We start from the raw sequence: 21,813 nt of genomic DNA on the forward strand, positions 1-21,813 counted from the left end.
GGATAAAAAATGAAATTAAGTAAAATCAAAAAACTTTGTGCTGTAGCACTAGCTGTAGCATTAAGTGCATCTGTTTTTGCTGGTTGTGGAGGTTCAGGTGACCAAAGTAATAGTGGGGATGGTGCAGCAGTAGAACAAAAGCTTACTTACAACGTTGGGGCAGTTGTAGAAACTATTGATCCAGCTCTAAATACAGCTGTTGATGGGTCAACAATAATAGGAAATGCATTTGAAGGATTAACTAGATTAGATGAAAATGATAAGGCTGTACCTGGTGTTGCTAAAGAATGGAAAGTATCAGAGGATGGATTAACTTATACATTTAAGTTAAGAGATGATGCTAAGTGGTCAGATGGAAAGTCTGTTACGGCAAATGATTTTGCATATGCATGGAAGAGGGCACTTAATAAAAAAACAGCTGCAGAATATGCATATCAACTTTATTATATTAAAAATGCAAAGGAGTTTTATGAAGGAAAAGTAAAAGAAGCAGATCTTGGAATTAAAGTAGTTGATGAAAAGACTTTAGAAGTAACTTTAAATTCACCAACTCCATATTTTATAGAGCTTATGGCATTTCCAACATATATGCCAGTAAGAGAGGATATAATAAAAGAGCATGGAGAAAAATGGATAAACAAGCCAGAAACTTATGTGTCAAATGGTCCTTTCAAGTTAACTGATTTCCAAATGAAAGATTCTTATACTTTTGTAAAGAATGAAAATTATTGGAATAAAGATAATATAAAACTTGAAACTTTAGTTTATAAAATGGCTATGGATGAAACAAGTTCATATGCATCATTAGAATCAGGAGATTTTGATGTTATAAGTAATGTTCCAACTGAAAGAATAGAAGATGGACAGGCAAGTGGTCTAGTTAATATTTATCCAAATCTTGGAACATATTTCTTATGTGTAAATGTAAATAATGGATTAGATAAATTAGATAAAGAAGTACAAAAAGTACTTTCAGATAAGAAAGTTAGGCAAGCACTTTCATTAGCTATAGATAGAGTGTCTATAGTTGAAAATGTTACTAAAGCTGGTCAGGTTGCATCAGCTAGTTTTGTTCCAGCAGGTATTAAAGATCCAAATGGAAAAGATTTTAAAAATAATAAATTTGATCCAAAAAAGCAACAAGAAAATGTTGAAGAAGCTAAGAAAATATTAAAAGAAGCAGGATACGAAAACGGAAAAGGAATACCAACTTTAGAATTAATGTACAATTCAGAAGGAGCACATAAAGCTATAATGGAAGTTATTCAGCAAAACTGGAAGGATATTGGGGTTAATGTAGAACTTAAAAACCAAGAGTGGGCAGTGTTCTTAAATACAAGACAAAACGGTCAATATGAAATTGCAAGACATGGTTGGTCAGCAGACTATGCAGATCCTATGACATTCTTAGATATGTGGGTTAGTGGAAATGATGGAGATAAAAATAGTTGGGGAAATAATGATGCACATTTCTCAAATAAAGAATACGATGAATTAATTAAAAAGGCAAAAGTTGAATCAGATCCAAGTAAGAGATTTGAATTAATGAAACAAGCTGAAAAAATATTATTAGATGAAATGCCAGTAATTCCATTATATGATTATACTAAAGTATATGGAGCGCAAAGTTATGTTAAAGGTTATAGAGCATCAGCGCTTGGACAAATTTATTTTGATCAAGCATATATAGAAGCACATTAATAAAAATAGTGGAGCAAGAAGATTATAATTCTTGCTTCCTTTTTATATATATAAATATAACTATTTATATATAGGAGGAAATTAGGGGTTGGAAGTTAAAAGACTTAATAGAAGATATTATAAAAAGCTTCATAAATTATTGTGTGCATTAGATAAAGAAAGTGAATATATGCTTTTTGATGATGGAGAGAGAAATATAACAGAAGAAGAAGTTCATAAAATTCTATCAAATAGTATTGAAGATTCAATTTTTATTGGAGCGTTTAAAGGTGAAGAACTTATAGGGTATTTAAGCTCTTTTAGAGGGAAATATAATAGGATAAGGCATGTATCTTATAATGTAATTGGAATTAGAGATGGATATAGGGGAAAAGGAATAGGAAGAAAACTATTTGAGGAGTTGTTTGTTTGGGCAAATGAAAATAGTATAAAAAGGCTTGAACTAACAGTAGTATGCAACAATACTATAGCCATAAATTTATATAAAAAAGTTGGATTTAAGGTTGAAGGATTAAAGAAAAAATCAATTTTAAAAGATGATATATATTATGATGAATATTATATGAGTAAAATATTATGAAAAAAGATAGACAAAGATTATTCTTTGTCTATCTTTTTTATTATAAACCTATAACATTATCCATGTTATAAAGTCCAGGTTTCTTTATAGTACTCATATATTCACAAGCTTTTAAAGCACCTACAGCAAAAACATCTCTTGATATTGCTTTATGAGAAAGTTCAATAACTTCTCCAGTTCCAGCAAAGATTACATCGTGATCTCCAACAATTGAGCCACCACGTATTGCATGTATTCCTATTTCTTCTTTTTCACGTTTATGCTGTCCTTCTCTTCCATATACATATTTAGTTTCATCCTTTAAAGAATCTTTAATAGTATCAGCTAAAAGAAGAGCGGTTCCACTTGGAGCATCAACTTTTTGGTTATGATGTTTTTCTATTATTTCTATATCATAGTTTCCATATAACAATGGAGCTACTTTCTTTAATAGTGAATTTAATAAGTTTATTCCAAGAGACATATTAGCAGATCTAAATAGAGGTAATGTTTTACTCTTTTCCTCAATAAGTTTTAAATCTTCTTCTGAAAAACCAGTTGAGCATATAACAAGTGGCTTTTTAGTTTTTTCAGTAAGGTCTAATAATCCTTTTAATGCATCAGCTCTTGAAAAATCTAATAAAACATCATATTCTATATTTACTTCATTAGGTGAAGAGAATATTGTCATATTAGAATCTTTTTTTGGAAACTTATCTATTCCTGCAACTATATCAATGTCTTTAAAATCCTTTGCTACATTACATATAACAGTTCCCATTTTACCAGATATACCGTTTATTATTAATTTAACCATTTAAAATCTCCTTAGATTAATTTGTATTTTTTTAGAGTATCTTCTAATTGATTTTTTAAAGCATCATCCATTTCATATAAAGGAAGTCTTAAAGGTCCAACTTCTAATCCCATTAAGTTAAGAGCTGTTTTAACTGGTATAGGGTTAGTCTCTAAGAAAAGAGAATTGGCAAGATTTAAATACTCTAATTGCATTTTTGAAGCTTCGTGGCATTTACCTTCTAAATACATTTTTGTCATTTTGTGAGTTTCGTTAGGAATTACATTAGCAAGAACTGATATTACACCTTTTCCGCCAAGAGACATAATAGGGATTATTTGATCATCATTTCCTGAATAAATGTCTATTGTATTTCCACATATTTCTGCCATTTTAGCAACTTGGCTTAAATCTCCACTTGCTTCTTTTATAGCAACTACATTTTTAAATGTAGATAATTCTTTTAAAGTACTAGGAGTAATATTCATTCCAGTTCTACTTGGTACATTATAAAGAATTATAGGTATATTTATAGCATTATTTATAGCTTCAAAATGTTTTAAAAGACCTTTGTGATTAGTTTTATTATAATATGGAGTAATCACAAGTACTGCTGAAACTCCAACGCTTTCGGCATACTTACTCATTTCAATAGAAGCTTTTGTGTTATTAGATCCTGTACCTGCAATTACAGGAATTCTTCCATTTATAGTATCAACAGTAAATTTTATTACTTCTTTTTTTTCATCTAATGTCATTGTAGTTGCTTCACCAGTAGTACCACATATTATTATAGAATCAGTACCTTCTTTAACATGCCACTCTAAAATTTCTTTTAATTTATCATAATCTACGCCTGTTTCTGTAAATGGTGTAATTAAAGCAACACCAGATCCTTCAAAAATTGCCATAATAAAATCCTCCAATTCTATTTATTTTTTATTATTAATTCAGCAATTTGAACTGCATTTAAAGCAGCGCCTTTTCTTATATTATCAGCTACAACCCAAAGGTTTAAACCATTATCAATACTAAAATCTCTTCTTATTCTTCCAACAAATATATCATCTTTATCAGATGCTTCAAGTGGAGTTGGATATACAAGATTATCGACATCATCATAAACTTTAACACCATCAGTGTTTTCTAGTGCACAAATAACGTCTTTTAATTCAAATGGCTTTATAGTTTCTACATTTATGCTTTCACTATGAGCATTTAATACAGGAACTCTAACTGTTGTAGCAGTTATTTTTAAGTCATCAATATGAAGAATTTTTCTAGTTTCATTTATCATCTTCATTTCTTCTTTAGTGTATCCATTTTCTAAAAATACGTCTATGTGAGGTAATACATTACCAAAGATAGGCTTAGGGAATTTTTTAGGTGCTATTCCTTGTACACCATTTTCTAAATCTTCAATAGCTTGCATACCTGCACCTGAAACAGCTTGATAAGTAGAGTATATTACTCTCTTTAATCCATACTTATCATTTATAGCTTTTAAAACAGGCATAGCTTGTATAGTTGAACAGTTTGGATTAGCTATTATTCCATTATTCCATTTTATATCTTCAGGGTTTACTTCTGGAACAACAAGAGGAACTTTAGGGTCCATTCTCCAAGCACTACTGTTATCAATAACTATAGCACCATTTTTAGCAAATACTGGAGCAAAAGTTAAACTAGTATCTCCACCAGCTGAAAATAGAGCGAAATCAATTTTTTTAGATAATATATTTGAATCACAAGTTTCTTCTACAGTATATTCTTTTCCTTTAAATTCAACCTTTTTACCAGTAGATCTTTTTGAAGCAAAAAGATAAAGGTTATCTATAGGAAAGTTCCTTTCTTCTAAAATATTTAACATTTTTCTACCGACATTACCGGTAGCACCGACTACTGCAACATTGTACAATTTAATCCCTCCAATTTTATATATCTATTCAATATATGTATACAATAACTATAAATATTTATTAAAAAAATATCAAGTTTTATAATAAGAAATAAAATCAAAATATACATTGTTAAAAGAGTCTTAATAAATATATTGAGGTTATATACATTATTTTAAAATAATTTGGATAAAATAATTTAAAAGAATGGAGGGATTTATTTGAGTAAAACACCTTTAAAAAAAATTATAAAATCTAAATTAAAATCTAATAGAGAACTTACAGAAGCTGAAAAGTTAAGAGAAAAAATAAAATATGAAATAGCAGAAGAATTAGGACTAAAAGATAAAGTTGATGAAGGGGGATGGTCTTCATTAACTGCAGAAGAGACAGGTAGAATTGGAGGAATAATGACAAGCAGAAAGAAAAAGTTACACATACCAACAAATGATCAAATATTAGGTAGAAAATAAATGTTCATAATTTGTAATTAATTAGTTTGACTAAATTTATAATTAATTATAATATAAGTTATAATGTTTATATAAGTGAATGGGGGAATATTATGGCATATGGTGAGTTTGCTAAAATATATGATGAATTAATAAATGAAGATATTAATTATGATGAAATAGCATGTAGAGTTAAGGAATTAGCAGTTAAATATAAAATTAATAATGATGATTATTTAGATTTAGCTTGTGGAACTGGAAATGTTTCCTTAAGATTGGCTAAAGAATTTAAGAATTCCTTTGCAGTTGATTTATCAGAAGATATGCTCAGAGAAGCTTTTGAGAAATTTAAAAAAGAGCGTATTAAAAGTAGAGTTGTGTGCCAAGATATGACGGAACTTTCTTTAAACCATAAATTTGATCTTATCACTTCTGTTTTAGATTCAACAAATTATATATTAGAAGATGTTGATATTGAAAGTTACTTTAAAAGAGTTTATGATCACTTAAAAGATGATGGTATATTTATATTTGATATAAATTCATATTATAAGCTTTCCACTATATTAGGAAACAATATTTATACATATAATTCAGAAGATGTATTTTACTCATGGGAAAATACTTTTGAAGATGAAATAACTAGTATGTATTTAACTTTCTTTATAAAAGATGGTGATTTGTATGAAAGATTTGAAGAAGAACATTTTGAAAGAGCTTATAAAGAAAAGTTTATAGAAGATCTTCTTAATAAGTCAGGATTATGTGTATTAGGTAAATTTGAAGGATATACAGATAAAAATGTATCAGATTTATCAGAAAGAATATTATATGTAGTTAAAAAGAATATGGAGGTATAGTACATGAAAGATAAAATAATAAGAGGTACAGCTAAAGATGGAATGGTTAGATTTATAGGAGGAATAACTACTAACTTAGTAAATGAAGGAACAGCACTTCATGAATGTACACCAGTTGCATCAGCTGCTCTTGGAAGAATGCTTACAGCTGCATCATTAATGGGAGTACAATTAAAATCAGAAAAAGAGGCTATAACGTTAAGAATGAATGGTGGAGGTCCTGTTAATGGAGTAACAGTAACTTCTCATTCAAATGGAACTGTTAAAGGATTTATTGGAAATCCAAAAGTTGATATTCCATTAAAAGAAAATGGAAAACTTGATGTAAGCGGAGCTATTGGTAAAAATGGGTTATTATATGTAATAAAGGATATGGGACTTAAAGATCCATATGTTGGACAGGTTCCTATATACACAGGAGAAGTTGCAGAAGATTTAGCTTATTACTTTACTGTATCAGAACAAACACCATCAGCAGTAGCACTTGGCGTTTTAGTGGATAAAGATTTATCAATAAAAGCAGCAGGTGGATTTATAATTCAAATGATGCCAGATGCTGATGAACTTTTAGCAGATGTTATAACATATAGACTTCAAGATATGAAACCTATAACAACACTTATAGAAGAAGGAAAAACAATTGAAGATATTATAAAAGAAATATTTGAAGATATGGATCCTAAAATATTAGAAGAGATTGAACCTGAATATAAATGTGATTGTTCAAAGGAAAGAATAGAAAAAGCTTTAATAAGTATCGGAGCAAAAGACCTTAATGAGATATATGATGAAGGCAAAGATGAAGAAATAGTTTGTAACTTCTGTAATAAAAAATATAAAATAACTCATGATGAAATTGGAGAGTTAATTGAAAAAATAAAATAAAAATAAAAGAGAACTTTAAAAGTTCTCTTTTTTATTTTGGAGGCGCCACCCAGATTTGAACTGGGGAATAAAGGTTTTGCAGACCTCTGCCTTACCACTTGGCTACAGCGCCTTATATATTAAATTATATGCAAAAACTTATAAAAGATTACTAAATATATTTAAAAATAAAATACATTTTAAAATATATTAATGGATAAAATAAATTGAGAAGGGAGGAAGTAAGAATGAATGAAGTTTTAAATTTTAACAAAATAACTGATGAACTAATAAAAAATAAAGAACCATCAAAGTATTTTGAAGATATGTTTTTAAAAGGAAATTTGGATTTAGAACCATTTGATAAACTTAAAAAATTAAAGGATATACCTCAATCACAAATACATCATCCGGAAGGTGATGTATGGAATCATACAATGCTTGTTATAGATAATGGGGCTTATTATAAAAAATATTCTAATGATAAAAAATGTTTTATGTGGGCTCTATTATTACATGATATAGGAAAAATAAAAACAACAAAACTTAGAAAGGGAAAATGGACTTCATATAATCATGATAATGTTGGTGCTATTGAAGCTAAAGAATTTTTTATTAAATTAGGTGTAAAAGATAATGAATTCATAGAAAAAGTAGAAAATTTAATAAGATATCATATGCATTTTTTATATATAAGCAAAGATTTACATTTTGGAAATAAAGAAAAGATGGTTAAAGAAGTTGACCTAAATGATATATCCTTAGTTTTTTTATGCGATAGACTGGGAAGAGGGGGATTAAATAAAGAAGATAAGGAGAATGTAGTAAAAGATATAGAAGGTTTTATGGAAAAATACAACATAAATATAAATTGGTAAATAAAAAGCTATAAAATAATAATTTATAGCTTTTGTTATATAAAAAGAAACATTTTATATTAAAAAACGTACTATATATAGATGATTATATAGATAAAATACTACCTCTATCTATAAGTTTTGAATCTTTTAAAAATATAGGGATTACATTATGTTTTTTTAAAAATTCAATAATATCTTTTCCGTACTTATATTTGTTTAAATTACCAAAAAAGGCTAATTTATTATTACCTATCATTCCACAAGTACCACCTATGAATCCATAATCTAAACCTTCTAAAACAATATCGCCAGGTGGAACATATAAAGTGTCATATCCAGAGTTTGTTAAAGTATTATATATTATTTTATCTGATGTTATAAATGCTTTATCATAAATATTTACAACAGAACATTTTGTATAACCTTGAGAAACATTTAGGGTTATCTTATTTATTGAGTTTTTCAATATTGTATTATCTGTATACTTAATATTATGCATTAAAAAATTATCAGTAATTAGTGCATTTAATATTATATCTTTAGGATACTTAGAATCTAAAGATTTTTCAGATAGTATAAAATCTATAGAAAGATTTTTTAAATTATTTAAAAAATCACTATCCATATCTTTATGGACGACTATAAGTTTTGATTTTCTATCTAATATGTTCAATTGAATATCAACATGTCCATTTATTGCTTCGTAAAGTAAGTTGGATTTAGGAACCTTTATAGGTGTTATACCTTCTTTAACTAAATTAGAAAATTCTTCATAAGTAATTCTATAGTCAACAAAAGAATACATAAATATCCTCCTAATATTATAAATATATATTTAAATTACTACTAATATGTAAAAAAAGCAATAAATTTAGGAAGTTTTACAAACTTATTGTTAGTATAGTGATGATATATTCAATACATACTATTACTAAGAAGGGAGTGAAAAATATGCTTGTGCTAAAGTTAGCTTATATGGGAGATTTAGACTTTATAAAAGAGTTACAAGAATTAAAGGCCCTACTAAAAAGGAAAAATATAGTAATAGGTTTAGTTGAAAAAATTGAAGGTAAAACTCATCTTGTAAAAGTTATGTGTGAGGAAGAGTGTTATAATGAAGAGAGTTTTGAAAAAATTAAAATATATATAAGTGAACTTTTATATGAAATGGTTATAAAAAACTATAAAGAAAAAGAATTATTTGAGTTTTTGACAGATACGTATTTCTTTTTGAAACAAGAGGAGATATTAGAAGTAGAAACTATTATTATGGATATACTTTATAGAAAGAAATCTATAAAAGATGAAACTAGTGTTTATTGTGAAAATAAAATAAATATAATAATAACTAAAATAAAAGAATGTTTAGAAGAAAACAATGAATTTAATATAAATGGATTTATAACATTTAGAATGAGAGAACTTAGAAAATATATAGAATCTATTATAGATAAAATAATAGAGAAGTATATGGTAGAAAAAGAATATAAGGAATTTATAAAGTTATTAAAGTATTTTGTTGATATACAAGATAGTCGTATAGATAGAGTGAATATTTTTATAAGTGATACAGGAGACTATACTGTATTAGATCAAGATGATAATAACTTGTTTAGTGAATTTATAAAAGAACTATCAGATTGCAAACTTGGAATAGATGCAAATGTTGAAGATGTTATTATAAGTGGCTTAATAACTAATGCCCCAAAAAAAATAAATATTTATCAAAAAAAGTACTGTACAAATAAAGAATTTATTGATACAATAATAAATGTCTTTGGGGACAGAGTAAATTTTGTTGATGAAATGAGTTTGAATAAAAATTTAGATATCAATTAAAAAAGTGTTGACAAAGATTTAAAAATTAGATATTATAATCAAGTAAAGTAGAAACAGCCGTTTCTCACCTGCAAGCACTTAGGTAGCAAGTAAGGTTAGTTTATTCGATTTTAAAAGTATTGGATTAAACAGGACGGCTAAAGCCGTCCTTTTTTATATGTTTTAATTGTTAAAAACCGGAGGTGGAAGCTATTAGTAAAAATTATATAATAAACGAAGATATTAGAAAAAAAGAGATAAGAGTAATATCAAAGGATGGAGAACAACTTGGGATATTATCAAACAAGGAAGCTCTTAAGATGGCTGAAGAGCAAGAGTTAGACTTAGTTATGATATCACCAAATGCAAATCCGCCAGTTTGCAAAATAATGGATTTAGGGAAATTCATATATGAGCAATCAAAAAAAGAAAAAGAAGCTAAGAAGAAACAAAAAGTAATCAATATTAAAGAAATAAGAGTAAGTTTAACAATTGAGGAAAATGATATTGCAATTAAAGCTAAAAAAGCAAGGAAGTTCCTATTAGATGGAGATAAAGTCAAAGTTACTGTAAGATTCAGAGGAAGAGAAATGGAATTAGGTCACATAGCTGAAAGAATTCTAGATAACTTCGTAGGAAAGCTTGAAGATGTTTGTGTTATCGAAAAGAAACCAAAAAGAGAAGGCAGAAACATGACATTGATTTTAGGTCCAAAAAAGGCATAACTTTTGAGAGGAGGATTTTATCATGCCAAAAATGAAGACACACAGAGGTGCAGCAAAAAGATTCAGAAAGACAGGTACAGGAAAACTTAAGAGAGCTAAAGCTTTCAGAAGCCACATCTTAACTAAGAAAAGCTCAAAAACTAAGAGAAAACTTAGAAAAGGTGGATACGTATCAGTAGCACAAGAAAAAGTAATTAAGAAATTATTACCATACCTATAAGAGTTTAGACACAGGAGGTTTTGTTAAATGGCAAGAGTTAAAAGAGCAGTTAACGCTCGTAAGAATCATAGAAAAGTATTAAAACTTGCAAAAGGATACTACGGTGGAAAGAGCAAGTTATTTAAAACAGCTAACGAATCAGTAATTAGAGCATTAAGAAATGCTTACGTTGGAAGAAGATTAAAGAAAAGAGATTACAGAAGACTATGGATAGCTAGAATAAATGCAGCTACAAGAATGAATGGTCTTTCATACTCAAGATTCATGAATGGAATCAAATTAGCTGGTATAGATATAAACAGAAAAATGTTATCAGAAATAGCTATCAACGATCCAAAAGCATTTGCTGAATTAGTTGAAGTAGCTAAAAAGCACATAAACGCTTAATTGAAATGCGACTTAGGTCGCATTTTCTTTATATATAGATAAATTTATGAACTATTTTATAATTTGTTAATATATGCATAATAAAGCTTTAACAGAGAGATGATAGAATTTAATTGCTAATATTTTATATTATAATGTATATAATAAGTATTAGGTATAATATAGAGATATAAACCGTTGAGGTGATTAAATGAAAAAATTTTTTACTAAAAAAATGAAGTTGAGTGGAGTACAAATATTAGCACTAGGTTTTTTTGTCGTAATATTTGTAGGTGGTTTATTATTAAGTTTACCAATATCATCTGCAAATGGTGAAAGTACAAACTTTTTAGATGCGTTATTTACTTCAACATCAGCTGTATGTGTAACAGGTCTTGTTACTTTAGATACTGGTACGCATTGGAATGAATTTGGGCAAATAGTTATAATGCTTTTAATTGAAATAGGTGGATTAGGATTCATGTCTTTTGCAACATTTATTGCTGTCCTTCTTGGTAGAAAGATAACATTAAGAGATAGACTTATAATGCAAGAAGCTATGAATACATTCAATATACAAGGCCTTGTAAAGATGGTTAAGTATGTATTAAGTTTCACATTTGCAGTTCAGTTTTTTGGGGCATTATTATTATCAACTCAATTTATTCCAAGATTTGGATTGCTAAAAGGGATATATTTTAGTATATTCCATTCCATTTCAGCATTTTGTAATGCTGGTTTTGATTTATTTGGAGGGTTTAGTTCTCTTGTTGCATATTCAGGTAATGTTGTAGTTTTACTTACAATTAGTGCTCTTATAATAATAGGGGGATTAGGTTTTACAGTTTGGCTTGAGGTATATAATTATAGAGGACTTAAAAAATTATCTGTACATTCTAAAATAGTTATATTAATTACAGTTGTTCTTATAGTTGGAGGAACTATATTTATGTATTTATTTGAAATGCATAATCCTGAGACTATTGGAAATATGGGATTTGGTGACAAAGTTTTAAATTCATTTTTCGCATCAGTATCTCCAAGAACTGCAGGATTTAACAGTGTATCTACAGACGGAATGACAAATTCAGGAAAGTTTTTAACTATAATATTAATGTTTATAGGTGGTTCTCCAGGTTCAACAGCAGGTGGCTTAAAAACAGCAACGTTTGGAATCATAATTTTAACAGTAATTTCTGTTATCAGAGGAAGAGAAGATACTCAAGTTTTTGGAAGAAGATTTTCAAAAGGTTTAGTTTATAAAGCATTTGCTTTATTAATTATTGGAATGTCTTTAGTTATAGGAGTTACCCTTCTATTATCTATAACTGATCCTAATGAATCTTTTATAAATATTTTATATGAGGCAACATCAGCATTTGGAACAGTAGGGCTTACAACTGGAGTTACTCAAAGATTAAGTACTGCAGGTAAAATTATAATAATGATAACTATGTATTGTGGTAGAGTTGGTCCTATGACTGTAGCGTTGGCTTTAATAAGAAATAAGAAAAAACAAACACATAAATATCCAGAAGGTAAGATTTTAATCGGTTAGGGGATGAATTATTATGGTAAAAAAACAATTTGTAGTAATTGGTCTTGGTAGATTTGGATCATCAGTTGCTGAAACTTTATATGGACTTGGCAATGATGTTTTAGTAATAGACAAAGATGAAGATTTAATACAAGATATATCAGATAAGGTAACTCATGCTGTTCAAATGGATGCAACAGATGAAGGTGCACTTAGAACTTTAGGACTTAGGAATTTTGATGTTGCAGTAGTTACAATTGGTTCTAACATACAAGCAAGTGTAATGGTTACTCTTTTAGTTAAAGAACTTGGTGTTAAATATATCATTGCAAAAGGAAATAGTGATTTACATGCTAAAGTATTATATAAGATAGGCGCAGATAGAGTAATATTACCAGAAAAAGATATGGGAGTTAGAGTTGCTCATAATTTAGTTTCAGAAAGTATATTAGATTTTATAGAACTATCTCCTGATTATAGTATTATGGAAATAGAGTGTCCAGAAGAATGGAATAATAAAACTATAAGAGAATTGAAACTTAGAAGTAAGTATGGGATAAATGTTATGGCTATAAAGAGAGATGATGAAATAAATCTTTCACCGCCAGCAGATTTTGTAATTAACAGTAAAGATATTATAGTTGCAATAGGTTCTGCTGAAGATTTAAGCAAATTAGAAGGTATGATAGTTAAATTTTAATTAAAGAGGTAATTAGATTGATTTATATAGAAAGTAAAGAAAATGCTATATATAAAGAAATAAAAAAATTAAAAGAGCGAAAGAATAGAAATAAATCAAAAAAATATCTAATTGAAGGAATTAGACTTGTAGAAGAAGCACTTAAGGCTAATGCTAAAATAGAAGCAATATTTTTTATAAAAGATATTGAAGAAAAGGCAGAAGATTTATTACAAAAATATAATTATAAAGGCAAGGTTTTTGGATTAAATAAGCAACTATTTTTAGATTGTACATCAACTGAACACCCTCAAGGTATGCTTGCAGTTATATGTATGAATAGTAATGATAAAGAATTAAGTGGTAGTTTCTATTTACTTTGTGACAAAGTGCAAGATCCAGGTAATTTAGGAACTATAATTAGAACAGCTCATGCGGCTAATATAGATGGAATAATATTAACTAAAGGGACTGTTGATATATATAATGATAAAACTATAAGATCTACAATGGGCTCTATGTTTTATATACCTATAATTCAAGAAGATAGTGATTTAAAATATACATTAGGCCTTAAAAATAGAGGGTTTTCTATTGTTGCTACTTCACTTGAAGGAAGCAAAGACTTTTTCAGTGAAGATTTAACAGGTAAAATTGTAATAACTGTTGGCAATGAGGGAAATGGAGTATCAAAAGAAGTATATGATATTTCAGATAAAAAGGTAAAAATTCCTATGCCAGGAGGAGCGGAATCTTTAAATGTAGGAGTTGCATCATCTATTATTATTTATGAAAGAGTTAGACAAACAAGATAACTGTTGAAATTTTTATTAATAGTATGTATAATCTAATAGTATAAAATTACATTAAAAGACTAAGAAAGAGAGAGTAGGTATAAATAACTTTTTAAGGGAGAAATAGCCTTTGACTGTAAGCTGTTTTAAAAGCTTTATGCTGAAGTTCACTCTGGAGTTCTAACTATGAAATTTAATTAGAGTAGTGGTTAGCGGTTAGAACCGTTATATTTACGAGTTGGGTTTAATAAAAATTTTTTGTTAAACCAATTAGGGTGGTAACGCGGATATTCCGTCCCTTTTTATAGGGGCGGTTTTTTTTATTGTAAAAAATTTTGTTTTTAAAGAAAGGAGATTTTGAATATGCAAGAAAAACTTAAAAATATTCAAGAAGCAGCATTAAAAGAAATTGAAACTGCTACTACTTCTTCTCAAATAGAAGAAATAAGAGTAAAGTTTCTTGGAAAAAAAGGAGAACTTACAACTATATTAAGAGGTATGAAAGATGTTTCTAAGGAAGAAAGACCTATAGTTGGTAAACTTGTTAATGAAGTTAAAAGCGTATTAGAAGAAAAAATTGAAAGTGTTTCTAAGGAAATAAAAAATAAAGAAAAGAACGAGAAATTAGCAAGTGAAATTATAGATATATCATTACCAGGAAAGAAAAATAGAATAGGAAAAAGACATCCTTTAGATTTAACTCTTCAAAGTATGAAAAATATATTTGTATCAATGGGATTTACAATAGAAGAAGGTCCAGAAATTGAACTTGATAGATATAATTTTGAAGCATTAAATATTCCAAAAGATCATCCAGCAAGAAGTGAGCAAGATACTTTTTACATAAATGATAATCTTGTTTTAAGAACACAAACTTCACCAGTTCAAGTTAGAACTATGGAAAAACAAACTCTTCCAATAAAAATGATATCACCAGGAAAAGTTTATAGATCAGATGATGTTGATGCTACACACTCACCAATATTTTACCAAATGGAAGGTTTAGTTATTGATAAGGGAGTAACTTTTGCAGATTTAAAAGGAACATTAGAGTTATTTGCTAAGAAAATGTTTGGAGATAAAGTAAAGACAAAATTTAGACCACATCACTTCCCATTTACAGAACCTTCAGCTGAAATGGATGCTACTTGTTTCGTTTGTGGAGGAAAAGGATGTAAAGTTTGTAAAGGAAGCGGTTGGATAGAAATACTAGGTTGTGGAATGGTTCATCCAGAAGTTTTAAGAAATTGTGGAATAGATCCAGAAGAATATTCAGGATTTGCTTTCGGATTCGGAGTAGATAGAATGGTAATGCTTAAGTATGGAATAGATGATATAAGATTACTATATGAAAGTGATATGAGATTTTTAGATCAATTCTAGTAAATTTAATAAATCAGGAGGGAAGTTAAAATGAAAGTACCATATAGTTGGCTAAAAGATTATGTTGATATAAATGTAAGTGCTAAAGAACTTGGAGATTTATTAACTCTTACAGGTTCAGCTTTAGAAGGAGTAATAGTTCAAGGAGATAATATAAATAGAGTTGTTGTTTGTAAATTTAACTCTATAGAAAAGCATCCTGATGCAGAAAAATTAAGTATATGTCAAGTTGACATTGGAGATGAAGAAATACAAATAGTTACAGCTGCAACTAATATGAAAGTTGGAGATAAAGTACCAGTTGCTCTTCATAAATCAACATTAGCAGATGGAACAGAAATAAAAAAAGGAAAACTTAGAGGTGTTGTGTCAAATGGTATGTTTTGTTCAGAAGCAGAACTTGGCTTAAAAGGCGAAGATGAAGTTGATGGACTAATGATATTAGAAGAAGATGCACCAATAGGTGTAGAAATAAAAGAATATTTAGGTCTTAAAAAAGAAACTTTAGATTTTGATATAACATCAAATAGACCAGATTGCTTAAGTATGATAGGAATGGCAAGAGAAACTGCTGCAACTTTAAGAACTAATTATAGAATGCCAAATCTTGAGTATAAAACTTCAAGCGAAGCTAATATAAATGATGAACTAAAAGTTGAAGTTAGAGATGCGCTATGTAGAAGATATATGGTTAGAGGTGTTAGAAATGTTAAAATAGGACCATCACCTAAGTGGATTCAAGATAGACTTTTAGAAGCTGGAGTTAGACCTATAAATAATATAGTTGATATTACTAACTTTGTTATGCTTGAAACTGGAGAACCAATGCATGCATTTGATAAGAGAGAAATCAAATCAAATAAAATAGTTGTAGAAAGAGCTAAAGATAACGAAGAGTTTGTAACTTTAGATGAAGTTAATAGAAAACTTGATAGTAATGTTTTATGTATAAAAGATGATGAAAGAATAGTTGCAATAGCAGGAATAATGGGCGGCTTAAACTCAGAAGTTAAAAAAGATACAACAGATGTTTATTTTGAATGTGCAAACTTCGAAGGAACTAATATAAGAGTAAACTCTAAAAAATTAGGAATTAGAACAGAAAGTTCATCAAGATTTGAAAAAGACATAGATCCAAACTTAGCAAAACTTGCACTTGATAGAGCATGTGCTTTAGTATGTGAATTAGGTATTGGAGAAGTTATAGATGGGACTATAGATGTATATAACGAAGTTAAAGAAGAAGGACATATAACAGTTGATTCTAATTGGATAAATAAGTTCTTAGGAACAAATATATCAATAGAAGAAATGAAAAGATGTTTAGATTCAGTAGATTTAAATACAGAAATAAATGGTGAATTACTTGAAATTACAATACCAACATTTAGAATTGATATAGCAATAAGAGAAGATATAGCAGAAGAAGTAGCTAGAATATATGGATATAATAATATAGAAGGAACTATATTCAAAGTTCAAACTGAAAGAGAAGCTAAATACAAAAAAGAATTATTAGATGAAAAAGTTGTTGACATAATGATAGGTAGCGGATTAAATCAATCAATAAGTTATTCATTTATATCAAAGAAAGCATTTGATAAAATTGAATTAAGTGAAGATAGTGATTTAAGAAAAGTTGTAACTATTAAAAATCCTCTAGGTGAAGATTATAGTGTTATGAGAACAACAACTTTAGCTTCAATGATGGAATCTCTTGCAAGAAACTATACAAGAAATAATAGTGAAGCTTATCTTTTTGAAATAGGAAAAGTATATATTCCTTCAGAAGATGAAAATGAACTTCCAAAAGAAAAAAATGTTTTAACTATAGGAATTTATGGAGATGTAGATTACTTAGATTTAAAAGGAGTAGTTGAAAATTTAATTGATGGATTAGGAGTTAAGGGAGTTAAGTTCTTAAGAGAATCAGAAAATCCAACATTCCATCCAGGAAAAACTGCTAAACTTATAGTTGGTAGAAAATTTGAAGCTGGAGTATTTGGAGAAATACACCCAGATGTAGCTGAAAATTTTGGTGTAGAAGTTCCATGTTTTGTAGCTGAAATAGATTTAGATGAATTATATAAAAACTCAGAACTTGAAAAGAAATATAAAGCATTACCAAAGTTCCCAGCTGTTACAAGAGATATAGCTCTTTTAGTTGAAGAAAGTATATTAGTTCAAGATATAGAGGATTCAATAATAAAAGCTGGTGGAAATCTTGTTGAAAAAATAGAGCTTTTTGATATTTATAGAGGAGAACAAATTCCAGAAGGAAAGAAAAGTATTGCATATGCAATAGTATATAGAAGTGAAAATAAAACTTTAACAGATAAAGAAGTAAATAAAGTTCATGATAAAATATTAAGATCTCTTGAGCATAAGTTAGGAGCTATATTAAGAGAACAATAATAATTTTTAAAAGAGATAGATTTAATCTATCTCTTTTTTAAATAAAATAATAAATTTAATTACCTTTTTACTTTACATAATTGTACAAACTTAAAATATCAAATATAATTAATATAATAGGAAGATTATATTTTAAGAGGTGGAACATAATGGTGAAAATTACGGTTAACATAAATGGAGTAGATTATAACTTAAAAGGTAAAGAAAGTGAAGAATATTTAAGAGATATTGCATCTTATGTTGACGAAAGAATAAAAGAAGTACTAGCTAAAAATAAAATGCTTAGTATTTCACAAGCATCTGTTTTGGCGGCTGTTAATATTACTGATACACTATATAAAACAGATGATGAATTAAGAAACATAGCAAAGTTCAAAAATAGTATAGAAAAGGAAAATAACTTATTAACTAAAGAATTAGAAGATTTAAAAACTAATTTAGAAAATGTTAAGGAAGAAAATTTAAAAATAATAGATGGAAAAGAAAATACTATAAATGGATTAAAAGAAGATAGAGAAAATCTTTTAAGAGAAAGAGATGAATTAAAGAAACTAAATAAAGATTTAAAAATTATAAAAGAAAAAAATCAAATTAAGTTAAAGGAAAATGAAAAAGAAATAATAAACTTTAAAAATTACGTACACAAACTTAAAGAAGAAAACAATATATTAAAATCTGAAAATGAAAATTCTAAAATAAGAATAAAGGAAATAACAAAAGAGAGAGAAGAAAGTGAGAAAATATTATATAGGGAAATAAAAGATCTTGAATCTAAAAATGATAATAATAAAGAGTTAATAAATAATATTTCAAATATTAATAATCATCTTGAGAAAAAAATTGAAAATGCAGAAAAAGATAAGCTTGAACTATTAGAAAATTTAGATAAAGAGTTAAATGAAAAAGATAATTTGGAAAAAGAAATTATAACATTAAATGAAAAGATAAATGATTTTAATTCAGAAATAAAAAATAATGAACATATAATAAATGAATATGAAGAAAAACATAAAGATTTATCTATTAAATTAGAAGCAAATGAAGATAGTTTAAATAAATTGATTTTAGAAAAAGAAAAGCTTAATAATTCATTAAATGATGAAATAAGAAAAAGTAATGATATTACAAATGAATTAAATGAAATAGAAAAAGAAAAAAATGATAAAATAAATAATTTAAAATTAGAAATAGAAGCTTTAAATAAAGATATTAATGATAAAAAATTAATGATAGAAGAATTAACAGAAAAGGCTTGTAAATATAAAGAAGATAGAAATAAGCTTATAGAAGCTGGCAAAAGTACAAGAATGGCACTTCAAACTAGTAAATATAAAATTTTAGATTTAGAGAAAAAACTTATAGATGCTCAAATAGAGGTTACTAAAGTAAAGGCTAAAAATGAACCAGTTTTATTAAAAAGAAAATAAGAATAAAGTGCTGAGTAACTAAATTCTACTCAGTACTTTATTTTTGTGCCCTTATAAGTTAAACTAAAATAATACATAAGAGAAATTATTTTTTAAAATTTAGGAGAGATGAAAATGAATAAAATAGAAGTTTTAGCACCAGCTGGAAGTATGGAAAGCCTTTATGCTGCAATAAATAATGGTGCAGATGCTATATACTTAGGTGGAAATAAATTTTCAGCTAGAGCATATGCATCTAACTTTGACAATGAGAATATGAAAAAAGCTATAGATTATGCACATAGTTATGGAGTGAAAGTATATGTAACTATGAATACTTTATTAAAAGAAGAAGAACTTAATAAAGCATTAAAATATGCTGGATATTTATACGAAATAGGAGTAGATGCACTTATAATACAAGATTTAGGCTTAGTTAAATTAATAAAGGAAAAGTATAGTGATTTCGAATTACATGCCTCAACTCAAATGACTATACATAATGGGGAAGGTGCAATTTATTTTAAAGAAAGAGGTTTTCATAGAATAGTATTATCAAGAGAATTAACTTTTGAAGAAATAAAGCATATATCAAAAGATTTAAAGATAGAAACAGAAATGTTTGTTCACGGTGCCCTTTGCGTATGTTACTCAGGACAATGTTTAATGAGTTCTATGATTGGCGGAAGAAGTGGAAATAGAGGAAGATGTGCTCAACCTTGTAGAATGGAATATACATTAAAATCTAAAAATTCTGGAGAAAAAAGAGGCTATTTATTATCTCCAAAAGATATGTGTACTATAGAAGATGTTAAGGATATAATTGATAGCAATACATATTCATTAAAAATAGAAGGTAGGATGAAAAGACCTGAGTACGTTGCCGGAGTAGTTAGAAATTATAGAAATGCAGTAGATAAGGAACTTTTCAATAAAAAATTTGATGTGAAAAATGGAAAAGAAGAATTGCTTCAGCTTTTTAATAGAGAAGGATTTTCGAAGGCATATTTAAAAAAAGATGTTGGTAGAGATATGATGAGTTATAACTTCCCTAAAAATACAGGCGTTGTATTAGGAAAAGTAATAGAAAATGGTGAAATAATATTAGAAAGAAATGTATCTTTAGGTGATGGTATAAGAGTAAATGATGGGGGATTTACTTTAAGTAAAATAATAAAAAATAAAAATGAAGTAAAAGAAGCTAATAAAGGAGATAAAGTAAAACTGTTTCCTATAGATTATAAAAAAGGTGATATTTTATATAAGATGTCAGATAAAAAGTTAACTATTGAACTTTCAGATACGGTTAAGCCATATGGAAGAAAAATAGAATTAGAAGGTTATGTTACTTTTAAAGTTAACGAAGAAATGAAATTAGGAGTTCTGTTTAACGATAATTATTATGAAGTATTAGGAAGTATAGTTTCAGAAGCTACTAATAGACCTTTAGATAAGGAAAGAATTGAAAAAGCATTATTTAAGTCTGGGGATTATCCATATAAACTTAATAAAATCAGCTTTGTAGAGTTTGAGGACGGTTTTATAAGAGTTGGAGAACTTAATGAACTAAGAAGAGCATTGTTTGATAAAATAGTAAAAGAAGAATGTTCTAAGTATAGAAGAAATAGATATGGTAAAGAGGTAGAAGCTAAAGATATTTTTAAACAAACTGAAACTATAGAAGTTTTACCAAAAGTTATTTTAAAAGAGCAATTTGATGAATTAAAAAATGATTTTAATTATATTGCTGTTGATGTATTTAGTAGATATAAAAATTCAATTAAAATAGATGATTTAAAAGAATATAGTAAGACTAATAAATTAATACTTAAGCTTCCAAACATAATAAAAAGTGAATTTAATTCAGTTGTAAATATAATAGAAAAAGTAAAACCTTATATTTTTGGGCTTTTAACATCAAATGTTGGTATAATAAATAAGTATAAGACTGAATTTAAAATTATAGGTGATTATAAATTAAATATATTTAATAGTGAAGCATTGAATTTCTTTAAAGAAGATTTGGACATAATTACAATTAGTGAAGAATTAAATAGAAAAGAGATTAAAGCACTTTTAAAAGGTGTAAAATATAACTGTGCAAAAATGATATATGGTAAGACTGAACTTATGGTAAGTGAATATTGCCCTATAGGAAGTACGTTTGGATTAAAAGATACAAATAAAAAGTGTAATAGAGCTTGTGAAAAAGATGTATATACTTTAATAGATAGAGTTAATGAAAAATTTAGTATTATGACTGATGTATTTTGTAGAAGTTATATACTAAATTCTCTTCCTTTAAATTTAATAGAAGAAATAGATGATTTAAAAGAGATGGGAATTAATTCTTTAAGATTAGATTTTACAGATGAAACATCTAATGAAGTTAGAAAAGTAATTGATGAATTTAAAAACAATAAAGTTATAGATAGTAAAGATTACACAAAAGGTCATTATAGAAGAGGTGTAGAATAGAA

The 21,813-nt window shown here is 27.4% G+C and carries 21 protein-coding genes, 1 tRNA gene and 2 other annotated features; of the genes, 17 read left to right on the top strand and 5 right to left on the bottom strand.

The annotated features are described in order from the left end of the window. Positions 1-9: 9 nt before the first annotated feature. Together O212_RS0109980 and O212_RS0109985 are read left to right on the top strand one after the other, a co-directional pair. A complete protein-coding gene (locus O212_RS0109980) occupies positions 10-1,701 on the top strand; it encodes a peptide ABC transporter substrate-binding protein (RefSeq protein WP_024614968.1) in 1,692 nt (563 codons plus the stop codon). Between the two features lie 88 nt (positions 1,702-1,789). Next, a complete protein-coding gene (locus tag O212_RS0109985) occupies positions 1,790-2,281 on the top strand; it encodes a GNAT family N-acetyltransferase (protein ID WP_024614969.1) in 492 nt (163 codons plus the stop codon). A 40-nt stretch (positions 2,282-2,321) separates the two neighbouring features. Here the strand turns inward: O212_RS0109985 and dapB are convergent, their stop codons facing one another. From dapB to O212_RS0110000, 3 genes are read right to left on the bottom strand one after another with little or no spacing between them, the layout of a single operon-like run. Further along, positions 2,322-3,077 (bottom strand): 4-hydroxy-tetrahydrodipicolinate reductase, encoded by a 756-nt coding sequence (gene dapB / locus O212_RS0109990; RefSeq protein ID WP_024614970.1) that lies wholly within the window; start codon positions 3,075-3,077, stop codon positions 2,322-2,324. Between the two features lie 11 nt (positions 3,078-3,088). Next, positions 3,089-3,961: a 4-hydroxy-tetrahydrodipicolinate synthase gene (gene dapA, locus O212_RS0109995; RefSeq protein WP_173391486.1), complete on the bottom strand. Its 873-nt coding sequence runs from the start codon at positions 3,959-3,961 to the stop codon at positions 3,089-3,091. 23 nt (positions 3,962-3,984) lie between these two features. After that, entirely contained in the window at positions 3,985-4,974 is a 990-nt protein-coding gene (locus tag O212_RS0110000; RefSeq protein ID WP_024614972.1) for an aspartate-semialdehyde dehydrogenase, read from the bottom strand. 201 nt (positions 4,975-5,175) lie between these two features. Between O212_RS0110000 and O212_RS0110005 the strand changes: the two genes are divergently transcribed. The 3 genes from O212_RS0110005 to hslO all read left to right on the top strand — a co-directional run bounded on the left by O212_RS0110005 (position 5,176) and on the right by hslO (position 7,151). Next, positions 5,176-5,427, top strand: coding sequence for a small, acid-soluble spore protein, alpha/beta type (locus O212_RS0110005; RefSeq protein ID WP_024614973.1), 252 nt, complete (start codon positions 5,176-5,178; stop codon positions 5,425-5,427). A 92-nt stretch (positions 5,428-5,519) separates the two neighbouring features. Continuing rightward, complete coding sequence (locus O212_RS0110010; RefSeq protein ID WP_024614974.1) at positions 5,520-6,266, top strand: class I SAM-dependent methyltransferase; 747 nt, start codon at positions 5,520-5,522, stop codon at positions 6,264-6,266. 3 nt (positions 6,267-6,269) lie between these two features. After that, positions 6,270-7,151, top strand: a complete 882-nt coding sequence (gene hslO / locus O212_RS0110015) for an Hsp33 family molecular chaperone HslO (protein WP_024614975.1) — start codon at positions 6,270-6,272, stop codon at positions 7,149-7,151. 37 nt (positions 7,152-7,188) lie between these two features. On the opposite strand, the gene O212_RS0110020 is transcribed toward hslO, so the two are convergent. Further along, a tRNA-Cys gene (locus O212_RS0110020) sits at positions 7,189-7,263 on the bottom strand. A gap of 115 nt (positions 7,264-7,378) precedes the next feature. Between O212_RS0110020 and O212_RS0110025 the strand changes: the two genes are divergently transcribed. After that, complete coding sequence (locus tag O212_RS0110025) at positions 7,379-8,008, top strand: HD domain-containing protein (protein ID WP_024614976.1); 630 nt, start codon at positions 7,379-7,381, stop codon at positions 8,006-8,008. A gap of 85 nt (positions 8,009-8,093) precedes the next feature. Here the strand turns inward: O212_RS0110025 and O212_RS0110030 are convergent, their stop codons facing one another. Beyond that, complete coding sequence (locus O212_RS0110030; protein WP_024614977.1) at positions 8,094-8,795, bottom strand: DUF6873 family GME fold protein; 702 nt, start codon at positions 8,793-8,795, stop codon at positions 8,094-8,096. A 146-nt stretch (positions 8,796-8,941) separates the two neighbouring features. Between O212_RS0110030 and ytxC the strand changes: the two genes are divergently transcribed. From ytxC to O212_RS0110085, 11 genes are all read left to right on the top strand, one after another. Then, positions 8,942-9,829: a putative sporulation protein YtxC gene (ytxC, locus tag O212_RS0110035; RefSeq protein WP_024614978.1), complete on the top strand. Its 888-nt coding sequence runs from the start codon at positions 8,942-8,944 to the stop codon at positions 9,827-9,829. A 39-nt stretch (positions 9,830-9,868) separates the two neighbouring features. Continuing rightward, positions 9,869-9,990, top strand: a sequence feature (ribosomal protein L20 leader region). Between the two features lie 21 nt (positions 9,991-10,011). After that, positions 10,012-10,533 carry a translation initiation factor IF-3 gene (infC, locus tag O212_RS0110040; RefSeq protein ID WP_024614979.1) on the top strand — a complete coding sequence of 174 codons (522 nt, stop codon included), beginning with the start codon at positions 10,012-10,014 and terminating at the stop codon, positions 10,531-10,533. 22 nt (positions 10,534-10,555) lie between these two features. Continuing rightward, positions 10,556-10,753, top strand: a complete 198-nt coding sequence (rpmI, locus tag O212_RS0110045; protein WP_024614980.1) for a 50S ribosomal protein L35 — start codon at positions 10,556-10,558, stop codon at positions 10,751-10,753. Positions 10,754-10,780: 27 nt separating this feature from the next. After that, positions 10,781-11,140 carry a 50S ribosomal protein L20 gene (gene rplT / locus O212_RS0110050; protein WP_024614981.1) on the top strand — a complete coding sequence of 120 codons (360 nt, stop codon included), beginning with the start codon at positions 10,781-10,783 and terminating at the stop codon, positions 11,138-11,140. Positions 11,141-11,330: 190 nt separating this feature from the next. Beyond that, positions 11,331-12,677, top strand: a complete 1,347-nt coding sequence (locus O212_RS0110055) for a TrkH family potassium uptake protein (protein ID WP_024614982.1) — start codon at positions 11,331-11,333, stop codon at positions 12,675-12,677. Between the two features lie 13 nt (positions 12,678-12,690). Further along, positions 12,691-13,356, top strand: coding sequence for a TrkA family potassium uptake protein (locus tag O212_RS0110060; protein WP_024614983.1), 666 nt, complete (start codon positions 12,691-12,693; stop codon positions 13,354-13,356). Between the two features lie 17 nt (positions 13,357-13,373). Further along, a complete protein-coding gene (locus O212_RS0110065; RefSeq protein WP_024614984.1) occupies positions 13,374-14,150 on the top strand; it encodes an RNA methyltransferase in 777 nt (258 codons plus the stop codon). 52 nt (positions 14,151-14,202) lie between these two features. Then, positions 14,203-14,432, top strand: a binding site (T-box leader). 60 nt (positions 14,433-14,492) lie between these two features. Continuing rightward, positions 14,493-15,512 carry a phenylalanine--tRNA ligase subunit alpha gene (gene pheS, locus O212_RS0110070; protein WP_024614985.1) on the top strand — a complete coding sequence of 340 codons (1,020 nt, stop codon included), beginning with the start codon at positions 14,493-14,495 and terminating at the stop codon, positions 15,510-15,512. A gap of 30 nt (positions 15,513-15,542) precedes the next feature. Next, positions 15,543-17,927 carry a phenylalanine--tRNA ligase subunit beta gene (pheT, locus tag O212_RS0110075; protein ID WP_024614986.1) on the top strand — a complete coding sequence of 795 codons (2,385 nt, stop codon included), beginning with the start codon at positions 15,543-15,545 and terminating at the stop codon, positions 17,925-17,927. Positions 17,928-18,076: 149 nt separating this feature from the next. After that, positions 18,077-19,354, top strand: coding sequence for a cell division protein ZapA (zapA, locus tag O212_RS0110080; RefSeq protein WP_024614987.1), 1,278 nt, complete (start codon positions 18,077-18,079; stop codon positions 19,352-19,354). Positions 19,355-19,468: 114 nt separating this feature from the next. Further along, positions 19,469-21,811 carry a U32 family peptidase gene (locus O212_RS0110085; protein WP_024614988.1) on the top strand — a complete coding sequence of 781 codons (2,343 nt, stop codon included), beginning with the start codon at positions 19,469-19,471 and terminating at the stop codon, positions 21,809-21,811. The last annotated feature ends 2 nt before the right edge of the window (positions 21,812-21,813 follow it).

Source organism: Clostridium sp. Ade.TY (assembly GCF_000498355.1).
Taxonomy (GTDB): domain Bacteria; phylum Bacillota; class Clostridia; order Clostridiales; family Clostridiaceae; genus Clostridium.